Raw genomic sequence first — 13104 nt, 5'->3', positions numbered from 1 at the left:
CGCCGGTCCCGCCAGTCCCTCCCCGGCCCCTCCGCTCCCTCCGGTCCCGCCGGCCCCTCCCGAGCCGTCGGCGCGCCCCCGCCCGTCAGCCCCCGCCCGTGCGTGCCCGGACCATCGCGGTGTACGCCTCCAGCGAGGAACCCGGCGTCCCGTCGTACAGGTTGTGGTCGAAGGCCCACATCAGCCCTTCGAGACGGCACGAGTCGAACTGGCGGAAGGCCGCCGCCATGACGCCCGGCCCGTACGGGGCCACCTGCTGACCCGCGCTCTCCCCGTCCAGGTGGGCGAAGCCCTCGGAACGGGCCACCGCCGCCACCCAACGCGGCGAGGACCAGGAGCGGACGGCGTCGTCGGCGGCCGGGGCGCCGCCCGCGACCGCGGCGGCGAACGTCCTCGCGTCGCCCGGGGCGCAGCCGTTGTCGACCGGGTCGCCGGTGCCGTCCACCAGGGCGGTGGTGACGAGGTGCACGCCGGGCCGGTGGTCGAGCAGTCCCAGCGTGACGAAGAAGCCGACGCCCCGGCCGATCAGCCGCGCCGAGCGCGTCCCGTCCAGGTACCCGGAGACGGCGGCCGTGTAGTCGGCCGGGTGGAAACCGGCACCCGGCACGAGCACCTTCAGCACCCCGTGGTGACCGAGCCCGGCGTACAGGCCGATCTCCCAGTTCACCGCGTCGGAGAGCGAGGCGAGGTACCAGTCGTACCAGCGCCGCACCTGGCGCTCGGTGAACGGCGCCCCCTGGTACGTGCGCTCCCCGGGCCGCCAGCCCGGGTACGGGCTCGCTTCCTGGGCGTGCCGGTCGTAGGCCCAGAACTCGGCGTCGTCGTGCCCGTCCGACGCAGGCGCCGGATAGCCGAACTCCCCGTTCTCGTCGATGCCGAGCCGGATCGCCCACAGCTCGTCCCACCCGATCCGGTCCTTCACCTGCCGGACGTACGAGGCGACCTCGGCCCGGACGGGGGCGCTGAACACGATGTTCGGCGTGGTCGAGGACGTCTCCCCGTACTGATTGCGCCACACCGACTCGGGGTAGGCGTCGGCCAGCCAGTCGGGCGGATGGTTGAGCCCGAGCCCCGCCTCCACCCGCAGCCCCGCGTCCCGGAAGGCCCGCAGCCGCTCCCGCACCTGCTGCGCGTACCCGTCGTCGTACACGCCCTTCTCGGGCTCGAACCGGCTCCAGTCGATCTGGAGATGGGCGACCCGCAGCCCGTGCGCGTACTCGGTGTCCGCCCGCTCCGGATCGGTCTGGAGCGTGCCGAAGGAGTACGCGGGGGCCGTCGGTCCCGGCGGGCTCCGGTCCAGGGCGCCGACGGTCGCGGCGACCAGCGCGAGCGCCGCGAGGAGCGCGAGGAGGCCGAGCGACAGGTGCCTGGCCGGCCAGGGGCGCCTCATGACAGCAGCTCCCGGTAGAGCGCCGCGTACTGCGCGGCGAACCGCTCGGGCCCGAAGTGCTCCTCCACCGCGGCCCGCCCGCGCTCCGCCAGCACGTCCCAGGAGCGCGGCTGGTCGAGCAGCCACACCAGCTGCTGCCCGGTGCGGCGCGCGTCGCCCGCCGGGGCCCGCAGCACCGCGTTGCCGAAGTCGGCGAACTGCGGCAGGTCGCTGAGGATCACGGGGCGGCCGGTGGCCAGCGCCTGGAGCACGGTCAGCGGGATGTCCGCCTTGCCGCCGATCATCGGCGGCGGGAACAGCAGCACGTGCGCGGACGTGATCAGTTCCCGCATGTCGTCGACGTAGCCGCGGACCTCCACGTCCGGCAGCCCCTCCGCCCCCGCTTTCTCCCGCAGCGTCTCCTCCAGGGCGTGGGTGTCCTGCCCCGGGCGCCCGCGCATCGCGAGCACCAGCCGGAACCTGGCCCCCGAACGGGCGGCCTCCGCCGCCGCCTCGACGGCGATCTCCGCCCCGCCCTGCGGGTCGTGGTGCCCCGCGTACAGCACCATTGGCACCCCGCGCGGACGGGGCCGCGGCGGCCAGTCCTCCAGCGGGATCATGGGCGGGATCACCCGTACGTCACCGAAGCGCGCGGCCCGCAGCCGGCGTGCCATCGACTCCGACAGGGCCACCGTCGTCCCCAGCGGCCGGACCCGGGGCAGCAGCCGCGGGTCCATCACCCCGGGGACCGTGTGCACGACCGGCCGGGCGCCGAGGAGCAGCGGGCGCAGCCGGGAGAAGGCCGGGAGCGTGCGGCCGATGGTCAGAAAGGCGTGCACCAGGTCGCAGCGGCGCGCGAACACCGCCCCGGCCACCGCCGACTGCACCCGCTCGGGCACGTGCGGCACCCCGTCCCGGGACAGGATCCGCACCGCGTGCGCCCCGGGCGGGTGCGGCGGCGGGTGCCCGCGCCGGTGAGGCCACTGCGAGAACCACACGAACTCGATGTCCGGCAGCGCCCCCAGCACGTCCGAGGCGAGCCGCACGTCGGCCCCGTCGGCCCCGTCCAGCGGGCTGCTGGTCAGGAGCAGGACACGCGGGCGGCGCGGGATGGAGCTCATCCCGGCCCCGCCGGACGGCCGGGGAGCGACGGCAGTTCGTACAGCGCGAGCGATCCGTAGGTGGGCCCCTGGAACTCGAACAGGAGCCGGGCCCCCCGGGTGAGTTCGCGGACCTCGGGCAGCGGGCTGCGCCCGTACCCCTGCTCGACGACCTTCCAGGGCACGATCGCGTACTGGGCGCGCTCCGCGCTCCGCGTCTCGGGTGTGATCCAGTTGCCGAGCCGGTAGCGGTCCTCGAAGGTCCAGTAGGTGACGCCCCGGGTCCGCTGCCCGTCGACCGTCACGATGCCGCTTCCGGCCGGGACGTGCGTCCGCAGGTACGCCTGCAGCTTCACGAAGCCGTCGTCCGGCTGCCAGCGGCCCGTGGCGTACACCGCCGCCGGAGCGAGCAGCACGCCGAGGATGCCGGCCACGGCCAGCGCCCGCAGCGCGGGCCGGTGCCGGGGCACCGGCACGGTGACCGCGAGCGCCACCAGGTTCGGCACGAACAGCAGGTACAGCGCCTGCTCCTCAAGGGTGCCGAGCCCCAGCGCGTACGCCAGGGTGAGGATCGCGCAGGCGTGGAACAGGGCGAGCAGCCGATACACCGGCTCACGGCGGCGCAGCAGCAGGTACAGCGCCACCGGGGTGAGCAGGAGCAGCAGGTACGTGGTCCCGTACCCGGGCAGCTCCGCGAACAGGCGCCCCGAGAGCGAGGGGGTGCCCGGCGCGTTGAACCCGGTCTCCTGGACGAAGCCGAGCAGCCGCCGCACCCCGTGCGTCTTCTCGTCCCAGAACTGCGCACCGTGGCCGAAGCCGAACACCAGGCTCACGTACACGGTGTACGGCACCACCGCGACCAGCGCCGTCAGCGCGGTCAGCCGGCGTGGCGGCCCCCAGCCCAGCGCCAGCGCGAGCAGCAGCGGAAGGACGGTGATCAGCGCCGAGTGGTCCTTCGTCAGGACCGCCGTGCCGAGCAGCAGTCCGGCGGCCGCCGCCCGGAGCCGGGGCCTGCGCGGTAGTGGCTCCCGGCACAGCGGCACCAGTACGAGGAACCCGGCGAGCACCCACACCATGGTGTCGGTCTCCAGCAGCACCCGGTTGTTCTGCCGGATGCAGAACTGGTCCAGGGCGAAGACCAGACCGGCGACCAGCCCGGCGGGACGCGACCGGATCCGCGCGACCAGAGCCACCAGGAGTGCGGCCGTCACCCCGGCGAGCAGCGCGTTGAGCACCCGCAGCGAGTGCACCTCGGCGATGACGTCCTGGTGCTCGCCGAACAGCTTCATCCAGCCGGCCTCCAGATAGAAGAACCCGGGCGGATGGAGGAAGAACAGGCCCTCCTCGGTGCCGGGGAATCCGCCGTGCAGGGCGCCGCGCCCCAGGTCCTGGTAGATCAGCTCGTCCACGAACAGGTCCCCGGCCCGGCCCACCTGCACCAGGCGCAGCGTCACCGTCAGGGCCGCCGCGAACAGCGCGTACACGAGCGTGGGGACCGGCCGTCGCAACACCCGGCCGTGCTCGGGCCCGGGTCGCTCGTCGGCCCGTTCGGACGCCGCCGCGGTGGAGGGGCGGGGGAGGGTCATGGCTTGCCTCCGGCGGTGCGGGCCGCCGCGTCCGGCACCCCGGCCGGCAGCAGGTACACCTCGGGGACGCTGGGGATGCGCCCGCCGGGGAACAGGGCGTCCACCTGGGTCCGGTAGCCCCTGATCAGCTCCGCCTTGGCGTCGAGCCCCCGGTCCCAGGTCGCCCGGGTGGCGCCGAGCCCGGCGGTGAACGCCGGGTCGGCGGCGGCCCGCAGACTGTAGGGGAAGTCGCTGTAGTAGACGGCCGGCAGCCCGCTCAGCGCCGCCGCCGTACGCACCAGCACGTGGTCGGCGTGCCCGCCGACGCCGAGCGGCGCGAGCAGCAGACCACGCCCGCGCGGCAGCAGCTCCCGGATGGTCTCGGTCACCCGGCGCAGGGTCTCGCCGTCCCGCGGCGAGAGCCGGCCACGGGACAGGTGCAGCCGGTACGTCGGGTAGACGTGCCCCAGTTCGGGCAGCAGCCGAGCCGCCCGGACCCGCCACCGCCCCGGATCGGGACTGCGCCGGAACAGGCCGTCGACGAAGCCCGCGTGGAATCGGACCACGCCGAGGCGGGCCAGCACCGCGCGGTCCTCGGCGCGCCGTTCCGCGTACAGCTCGTCGGCGTGCGCCGCCCCCGTCTGCCGCAGGTACTGCCGGGCGGACAGCGTGTGGGGCGGCGGCGCGGCCTCGGTGAACACCGTCATCACCGTCACCGCGGCCGGCCTGCGCACCGCGGCGAGCAGGGCGCCGCAGGACAGCACGGCGTCGTCCGGGTGCGGCGAGAGGACGAGGAGCGGGGCCGCACGGGCGGTGAGCGCGGTCAGCGGGTCGTCTGCCATGGCACACCCCTGTCCTTCCTCGGCCGCCGCCGTACGGCGGGCACCTCCACGAGCCGGCGGACCAGCGCCAGATAGCGGCCCGTCATCTCGTCCCACGTGTAGTGCTGGGCGGTCAGGCCGGCCTGCCGGCCGAGCCGTCTGCGCAGCGCCGGATCGGTCGCCAGCGCCCGCATGCGCGCGCCGTACGCCGCCGTGTCGAAGGGCGGTACGGCCACGTCGCCGCCGCCGCGCATCCAGCGCAGCGCCGGCAGGTCGAAGTGCAGCACCGGCTTGCCGTACGTCATGCCCTCCAGGGCCACCAGGCCGAAGGTCTCGTGGCGCGAGGGCAGCACCACGAAGGCGCTGTCCCGCAGCAGCCGCCGCTTGTGCTCCTCGTCCGCGTACCCCACCCACCGGACCCCCGGGCCCTGGTCGGCGAGGAGCTGGCGCAGCCGCCGCTCCTCGGCGGGGGTGCCGCTGCCGGCGAGGACGAGGTCCATCGGCGGAGCGGCCTGCCGGTAGGCCTCCAGGAGCAGGTCGAGGCCCTTGACCCAGGTGTCGATCCGGCCCAGGAAGAGGATGGTGTCGCCGCTGCCGAGGCGGGCGTCGTCGAGCTGGCGCTGTTCCACCCCGTTGGCGATGACATGGACGTCGGCGCGCGGGCTCAGCAGCCGTTCGGCCGAGGCGTCGGCCTCGTTCAGCGCCACGATGTGCCGGTAGCAGCGCAGTCCCAGCCGCTCCACCAGGGTGAACGGCAGGTGGTAGCGGTGGGACAGCGCCTCGGCGGCCCGGCCCTGGTCGATGCCGACGACGGGGGAGCGGGTGACCAGCGGCAGGAAGCTGGTCGAGAACGGCGGGGTGAAGCTCTCCAGCCACACGTCGTGCGGGATCCGGCGCGCCACCGCCGGCAGCAGCATCAGGAACAGCAGCTGCCCGGCGCGCGGCCCGGCCCGGCACACCGGCAGCCGGACGTAGCGGACGCCGTCGCGCTGCCGGGTTCCGCCCCGGCGCCCGGCGGTCACCACCGTCACCCGGTACTGCTCGGCGAGCCGTCGGGCCAGCTTCTCCACCACCAGCGCCCCGCCGCCCCGGTAGTCGGTGTTCTCCGCGTCGTCGTAGATGGACACGACGACCCGCTTGCGCTCACCGGACTCCGGCCCCGGCGGACGTTCCTCGGGACGTACGGAGTCCAGGACGTGCTCCAGGGCGGCGACCGCCACCAGCCGGGCCGGGCGCTCGCCGTCGACCCGCGCCACCCGGGCCAGCCGGGCAGCCCACGCGCGGTACCGCGCCCACCAGGCGGCGGGGGAGCCCGCGGCGGCCTCCCACCCGCGCCCGTTCAGCGTGTCGGGGCAGGCCTCCAGGAGCAGCGTCAGGTCATAGCCCTCGGCCACCCGGGCGAAGGTCCGGGCCGCGCCGCGGCCGGGCGGCAGATCGAACTTCACCAGGCCGTCCAGCGGGCCGCGGTCGGTGAGGACGACGGCGGGGCGGCCCCGGGAGAGCAGCCCGACGCGCAGGCGGGCCACCCGGATCCGCAGGGCCAGCTCGCCCGCGTCGAGGAACGCGTGGGCACGCCGGAACCGCGATCCCCGGCGCTCGGGATGCGCGGACCGCCGTGCCCACTCGTCCTCCCCCGACCTCCCCGTCCTCCCCGTCTCGCCCGGTCCCCCCTCGTCCCTCACCCGTGGGGGGACCGGGAAGCTCCGGCAGAGGAAACATCCGTAGCAGTGCGTCGTGGCCACCGCGAAGCCCCGCCGCCGCAGCAGCCCCGCGAGCGCGCCCACCAGCGAGGACTTGCCGGTGTTGTCCGGCCCGGACACGGCCACCAGCAGGGGGCCGTGCGGCCCGCGGCCGGCCGGCGCCCCCGGGCTCGTGATCCTGGTCATGGCACCCGCCTCCGCACGCGCTTGGTCACCACGAGCGGCACCCGCAGCGAGGCCTCGCGGACCGCGGTGCGCACCCGGCCCGCGCCGAGGAGATGGCCCGAGTGCTCGGCCCCGGCCCGCAGCGAGGTCCCCACGGGCAGCGGCACCGGCAGCGGCACCGGTTCCCCGCGGTCGAGCCGCTCCATCGCCGCGAGGGCCGTGGCGAGGGCGCGCGCGCCACCCGCCGACCAGCCCTCGCGGGCCGCCTCCCGGCGGGCCTCGGCGACCACCGGGGGGCTCAGCAGCTCGCGCAGGGCGAGCAGTTCGGACAGGTCGAGGGTGAGGTTCTGGAACAGGGCGTGGGCGAGCCAGATCCGCAGCCGGTCGGCGGGACAGGGCACCAGCCAGCCGACGCCGTCGTCCTGCCGGTCGCCGTGCCCGTCACCGTCTCCGCTGCCGCTGCGGCCGTCGCTTCCGTTGCCGTTGCCGTTGCCGTTGCCGTCTCCGAAGCCGGGGACGGCGCGCGCGAACAGGCGGTCGGTCGGCACCACCGGCACCCCGAACCACGAGACCGCGATGTGGAGATGGGCCGAGGGGCCGGTGGCAGGCTCCAGGAGCACCTTGCTGGAACGCTCCAGCCAGTACCGCTCCCGGTGCACGTACCAGCCCGCGAGCACCTCCTGCGCCTGCTCCCAGCGGCCGGTCGGCACCACCAGGTCGAAGTTGCCGTACACGTAGTCGCCGGACAGGTCGGCCTTGATGAGGACGGTCGGGATCCCGGCGGACCGCAGCAGGGCGGTCGACTCCGTCAGATTGCGCCGGAAGAGACCGGTGGCGGCGTCCACCTCGGCGCGGACGGCGGCCAGCCGGTCCGGGTACGCGCGCGCCAGCAGGCCCTCGACCTGGTTGCGCCGCGCCACGGCCAGCGCCCCGAGCAGCTCCGCGTCCCCGGCAGGACCGGGGCGCCCCCGCCACACCGCGTCCACCAGCAGGCGTACCGACCGCTCCTCGTCCGGCGCGGTCGTGGGCCCGGGCTCCTCCGGCTCCGGCGCCCCGTCACGGGTGGGCTCGCTGTGCCGCCCGAAGAACCACCACAGCGCGAGGACCGTGACGGTGAGGGCGGTGAGCAGCCACGCCACCGTGTGCGGCCGCAGCAGCACCAGCGCCGCCACGAGCACCGGCGGCCACAGCAGCGACACCCCGAACAGGCCCTTCGCCGGGCCGAACCCGTAGCGGCGCGCGTGCCGGACGGCGAACAGCGCCAGCGCCGTGACCGTGCCGCACATGCCGCCGACCGCCATGCCGAACACACCGTCCGCCGACCAGCCCGCGGCGAGCCCCGTCACGTACAGGAGCAGCCCCGCGAGCAGCGGCGGCAGGCACGCGTAGTCGTTGACGGCCTGGCAGAACGTCACCAGGAGCGCGAGCGCCCCGAGCGCGAGGCCGGTCACCGCGGTGAGCGCGAGGAGCGTGCTGACCCGGGCGTAACCGGAGGGGAAGAGGATGTCGAGGAGGGCGGCGGGCGTGGTGGCGGCGACCACCGTCAGCGGCAGCGCCACCATCAGGTACATCCGCAGCGCGTCGCCCGAGAGAGCGGTGCCCGCGCGGCGCCGGGACAGGGCCGGGAGGAAGGCGATCGACACCGCGCCCGCCAGGAACAGCGGCACCCGGCCCAGCATCACCGCGGCCTGGTAACTCGCCGCCGCGGAACGGTCGGTGGGGAGTACCGCCACGAGGATGACGTCCACCGCCGCCATCAGGGCGACCACGCCCTGGAGGGACGCGACCCCGACGGCCCGCCGCCACAGCTCACGGTTGCCGGCCACCGTCGTCCACGGGCGTCCCCGGCCGCCGCGCAGACGGCGGGGCCGGCAGAAGAAGTACGGCACGACGGCGACGGCGAAGGCCGCGAGGGCGCCCGTCTCGCCCAGGCCCAGGACCGAGACGAACAGCAGCCCCACGGCCAGCTTCAGCACCGCCTCGGCGGCGGTGACGACCGCGAGGGTGCGCAGCCGCTCGGTGCCCTGCAGCCAGCCGGCGCTGACCCGGGTCACGTAGATGAGGAAGGTGGCGGCCGAGATCACGGCGACGGTCGCCGCGCCGGCGAACTGCGCGGACACCGTCCCGACCACGAGCGCCGCGACCAGCCCGCCGGTCACCCCGGTCACCACCGCGAACCGCACCGCCTCGGCCCGCTCGGCCTCCGACCGGGCCCGCGCCAGCGCCTGCGCCAGCATCCACGGCACGGTCACCACGGCGACCGCCGCCGTGCACACGACGAGGCCCTGACCCGCGGCGAACGTGGCGTACGCGGTGACGTCGAGGAGCCGGGTCAGGACCAGCGCGTAGACGTAGTTGAGCACTCCGGCGGCGACCGCGGCCGTCGCGATCCAGCGGGCGCCGCGCACCGCGGTGACCGCGTCCGGGTGCGCCTCGGAGCGGGCGGCGAGGGGCTGGGCGGAGGTCATGCCCCGGCCTCCCGACCGGAGCCGGGGCGAGGCGGCCGCAGGGCGCGCCGTGCCGTGCCGGGAAGGTGCCGGGACGCCCCGCCCACCAGGACGTCCCGGCCGCCGGCCAGTGCCACGGACGCGTCGCGCACGCCGAGCCGGGCGAGCGCGGCCAGCGCCTGCACCTCGTCGCAGCCGTGCAGCAGCACCTGGAAGGAGTCGCCCTCGCGGCGCCACACGTCGGTCTGGCGCAGCGCGTCGCGGGCGGCCCGCTCGACGGCCTCGGCGTCCGGGGCGGTGAACCGGCCCAGTACGGCGAGGTCGTTGGGGCCGCGCCGGGACCGCCGGTGCCGGTGGATGCGCCGCAGCTCCTCCAGGAGGACCTGCGCGAGCCGTTCGGCGCTGGCGTCCCAGGAGAAGGCGGCCGCCCAGGCGCGGCAGCGCGCGGCGGCGAGTACACGGGCGGCGGGGTCGGCGAGTTCGGCGAGCGCCGCGGCGACGCCGTCGGCGAGGTCGGTCGACGGGTCGAGCAGCCGCCCGTTGACGCCCGGCTGGATGGCGTCCCGCAGCCCCGGCACGTCGTAGGCGAGCGCGGGGGTGCCGACGGCGTTCGCCTCGATCACGGTGAGGCCCCAGCCCTCGGCGACGGAGGGCACGACGGTCAGCCACGCGTGGTGGAAGAGCTCGGCCCGGCGCGCGTCGCTGACGCGCCCGTGGAAGACGACGGCGGAGGCCACCCCGAGCCGGCTCGCCAGCTCCTTCAGCGCCCCCAGCTCCGGCCCGTCGCCGCAGACGTCCACGCGCAGCGCCGGGATCCGGCGCAGCAGCGCGGGCATGGCCCGCACCAGCAGGTCGACCCGTTTCTGCGGCATCAGACGGCTGACCACGGTCAGCGCGGGCGTGTCGCTGCGGGCGCCGTCGGGCGCGTCCGGCGCCCCGGCGGGGCGCCCGTTGGGCACGATGTGCAGGGTGTTGCCGAAGCCGAGCTCGCGCCGCGCGCCCTCGCGGGTGGAGGGCGAGACCACGACGACCGGCCTGCCCCGGTAGACGGTGCGGCTGACCTGCTTCTCCAGGAGCCTGCCCACCGTGTTCATCGGCCAGCGGAACCGCACGTCGAACTGGTGCTGGTGGACGTGGTGGATGACGCACAGGTCGGCGGTCCAGCGAGGGGTGAACAGCGGTGAGAAGAACGGGATGCCGTTCTGGAAGTCGACGACGGCGTCGTACGCGTGCCGGTTGCGCAGCAGGTGGGCCGCGGCCGCCGCGTACACGCCGAAGGTGCCGCCGCCCCGGACGATCCGCAGCCCGTCGCGGTACTCCCGGGCGCGCGAGCCGGGGTACCGCGACGAGACGAAGGTGACGTGCGCCCCGGCCGCCGAGAACCGCCGGGCGATCTCGTGGGCGTACGCCTCGGCGCCGCCGGCGTCCGGGTGCCAGGGGTCGCGCCAGTTCAGGAACGCGATGTCCATGCGGGCGAGCCGGGCGAGCGCGGTGGCGCTCGGCGGGGCCGCCTCGGGGCCGGAGCCGGGAACCGGGCCGGGAACGGGGTGCGAGGGCGTGGTCACGGCACTCACCTGGCCATCGAGATCCGCAGCAGGTCGGCCATGGACCGCAGCCCGTCCCGGCGCGCCGAGAAGGTCGAGCCGTCCTGGTCGGTCCACTCCACCGGCACCTCCACGACGTCCCGCCCGGCCTTCACCACATGGGCGAGCAGTTCGACGTCGAAGGCGAACCCGTCGACGCGGCAGTCGCGGACGATCTCGCGGGCGAGTGGACCGGGGAAGAACTTGAAGCCGCACTGGGTGTCGGCGATCTCCGGCAGCGTGAGGTGGGCGAGCGTACGGAAGAGCGCGCCGCCGCCGCGCCGCAGCGCGCCCTGCTCGACCTCCAGGTGGGCGCCGGGGGCGTGCCGGGAGGCGATGACCGCGCCGTGGCCCGCGCGCAGCAGCTCCACGACCCGGTCGAGGGTGTCGATGGGGGTGGCGTTGTCGGCGTCGGCGAAGCCGATGAACCGGGCGGAGGAGGTCTCGATACCGCGCCGCACGGCGGCGCCCTTGCCCTGCTCGCCGCAGCCGATCACGTGGAAGCCCACGTCGAGCCCGGTCTCCGGCAGCTCGCTCGGCGTGCCCGTGAACCGGTCGAGCGCGTCCAGGGTGCCGTCGACGCTGTTGTTGTCGACCACGACCACGGAGGAGGACCACGGGCGCCGGGAGAGGTAGCGCAGGGTCGCGGTGATCGTCGAGGGCAGTCGCCGCTGCTCGTTGAAGGCGGGGATGATCAGCTCGAGTTCGACCGGGGGCCGGGTGAGCGAGCGGGGGAGCGGGGGGTGCGCGCGGACCGCGGTCATCGCGCCTCGCCTCCTCGGGGGAAGGCCCGGCGCGCGGTCGGCGCGGGGGTACGGGTGCGGGGGGCCACGGCGGGGACGAGCGCGGGGACCGGGATCCGGCGGCGCGCGGCAGGTGCCGGGGCGGCGGGCCTACGGGCCCGGGGGCCGTGGTGTGGGGGAGCGGCGTGCCGGACCGGGTCGGGGCGGGCGCCGGGGTGCGGACGACCGCCGTCGTCGGCGGCTGGGCCGGAGGAGCCGTCCGACCGTCGCCGGCCACCCGTGGCACGGGTGCGGACGGCGCGGGAACGCCGGCGACGGGGGGTCGGTCGGGTCCTGCGCGCCTCGGCGTGGCGGCGGCAGAGCCGGGCCGCGTCACGGACGCGGTCGGACGCGCGGCGCGCGGGGTGCGCGGTCGGCGTGGCCGGGCGGGTGCGCGCGCACGGGGAACGGCGGCGCGCGTCGGCAGTGGGCCAGTCGGTCACCCGCCGCAGAGGATGCGGAGCGGGTGCCACCGGCACTCGGCTGATGGGGAGGGAGGTCATGACGCGCCTCTTCCGACAACCGACCCTGCCGAGGGTCAGGTGTGCATCGGGTCGATGCACTGTCTTCCACGCTTAGCATCCGCCCGGAGCTTCGTCAACCGCTGGCCGCCGGACCTGGGCCTCTGCCGTGCCGGTTCGCGGGCGCGAGCCGGAGCAGCGCGGTGTGCGGGCGCTCGGCGAGCAGCGTGCCGAGGATGCGGCCGCCGTCGCGGAGGGTGCGGGGGTGCGACGGGCCGTGGCGGCGGGGGAGTTCGAGGCTGGGGACCTCGGCGACCCGCAGCCCGTAGTGCAGGGCGTGGGCGACGAGTTCGGCGCCGAGTTCCACCCCGTCCTCGCGCAGGGCGAGCAGGTCGACGAATTCCCGCCGGAAAGCGCAGAATCCGTACCAGAGATCGGTCAGGTGCTGGCCGTACAACTGCCGGGCGACCCGCAGCAGCGCACTGTGACCGAGACGCCGGTGCAGCGGATAGGCCGCGAAATCACCGCCCGCGATGAAACGCGATCCCTTGACGAAGTCGAACCCGCTTTCCAGGTAGTGCAGGTAATGCGGGATCTCCCGCGGGGACATGCTGCCGTCGGCGCCCATGAGGACCACGTGGTCGCCGGTCGCGGCCAGCAGGCCGGCGTGCGGCACGTCGCCGGAGGCCCAGTCCCACGGGCCGAGCCGACGCACCGACACCCCGCGCGGGGTGCGCTCCGGGTCCGCCCGTACGCCTCCGACCAGCACGACCTCCCGTACGGCGGGCGGGATCTGGGCGAGCAGCCAGTCCGTCGCGCGGTCGTCCGGCCGGACCGCCACCACCAGGCTCACCGTGCGGGTGCCGGTGGCGGGCAGGCGGTCGGTCGAGCGACGCAGGGGGTGCGGTTCGCTGCTCATGGTTCGGCCTTCTGCATCTCCGCTGTGCGCGGCTGCTTTTCAGCATCGTGCGCATACGGCCCCCGGGTCAAGGAATGCGCGTGCCCGTCTCCGGAAGCACTCCTTATGCGTCGGGCCGTGAATGTATGAAGGCCCGGGCCGTGAACGGAGGTATTTCCGCGCCGCTGACGGTCCGCGCGCTCCTGCGGTTCG

The 13104-nt window shown here is 75.5% G+C and carries 9 protein-coding genes; all 9 read right to left on the bottom strand.

Annotated elements, in window-relative coordinates:
* Positions 1-85: 85 nt before the first annotated feature.
* Positions 86-1390: a beta-galactosidase gene (locus OG309_RS03910; protein WP_329418300.1), complete on the bottom strand. Its 1305-nt coding sequence runs from the start codon at positions 1388-1390 to the stop codon at positions 86-88.
* The gene (locus OG309_RS03905) at positions 1387-2490 is read right to left on the bottom strand and encodes a glycosyltransferase family 4 protein (protein WP_329418299.1); all 1104 of its coding nucleotides are present in this window, start codon (positions 2488-2490) and stop codon (positions 1387-1389) included. The genes OG309_RS03910 and OG309_RS03905 overlap by 4 nt, the downstream gene beginning before the upstream one ends.
* Positions 2487-4055, bottom strand: a complete 1569-nt coding sequence (locus tag OG309_RS03900; RefSeq protein WP_329418298.1) for an ArnT family glycosyltransferase — start codon at positions 4053-4055, stop codon at positions 2487-2489. Before OG309_RS03900 ends, OG309_RS03905 begins: the two co-directional genes overlap by 4 nt.
* The gene (locus OG309_RS03895) at positions 4052-4876 is read right to left on the bottom strand and encodes a PIG-L deacetylase family protein (RefSeq protein WP_329418297.1); all 825 of its coding nucleotides are present in this window, start codon (positions 4874-4876) and stop codon (positions 4052-4054) included. Before OG309_RS03895 ends, OG309_RS03900 begins: the two co-directional genes overlap by 4 nt.
* Complete coding sequence (locus tag OG309_RS03890) at positions 4858-6741, bottom strand: glycosyltransferase family 4 protein (RefSeq protein ID WP_329418296.1); 1884 nt, start codon at positions 6739-6741, stop codon at positions 4858-4860. Before OG309_RS03890 ends, OG309_RS03895 begins: the two co-directional genes overlap by 19 nt.
* Positions 6738-9188: a lipopolysaccharide biosynthesis protein gene (locus tag OG309_RS03885; protein WP_329418295.1), complete on the bottom strand. Its 2451-nt coding sequence runs from the start codon at positions 9186-9188 to the stop codon at positions 6738-6740. The genes OG309_RS03890 and OG309_RS03885 overlap by 4 nt, the downstream gene beginning before the upstream one ends.
* Positions 9185-10732, bottom strand: coding sequence for a glycosyltransferase family 4 protein (locus OG309_RS03880; RefSeq protein ID WP_329418294.1), 1548 nt, complete (start codon positions 10730-10732; stop codon positions 9185-9187). The genes OG309_RS03885 and OG309_RS03880 overlap by 4 nt, the downstream gene beginning before the upstream one ends.
* Positions 10733-10737: 5 nt before the next feature.
* Positions 10738-11514 carry a glycosyltransferase gene (locus OG309_RS03875; protein ID WP_329418293.1) on the bottom strand — a complete coding sequence of 259 codons (777 nt, stop codon included), beginning with the start codon at positions 11512-11514 and terminating at the stop codon, positions 10738-10740.
* Positions 11515-12129: 615 nt separating this feature from the next.
* Positions 12130-12912 carry a glycosyltransferase family 2 protein gene (locus tag OG309_RS03870; protein WP_329418292.1) on the bottom strand — a complete coding sequence of 261 codons (783 nt, stop codon included), beginning with the start codon at positions 12910-12912 and terminating at the stop codon, positions 12130-12132.
* Positions 12913-13104: the final 192 nt, after the last annotated feature.

Origin of the sequence: Streptomyces sp. NBC_01268, assembly GCF_036240795.1 — a bacterium.
Classification (GTDB): Bacteria; Actinomycetota; Actinomycetes; order Streptomycetales; family Streptomycetaceae; genus Streptomyces.
This window is presented reverse-complemented; position numbering and strand designations above follow the sequence as displayed.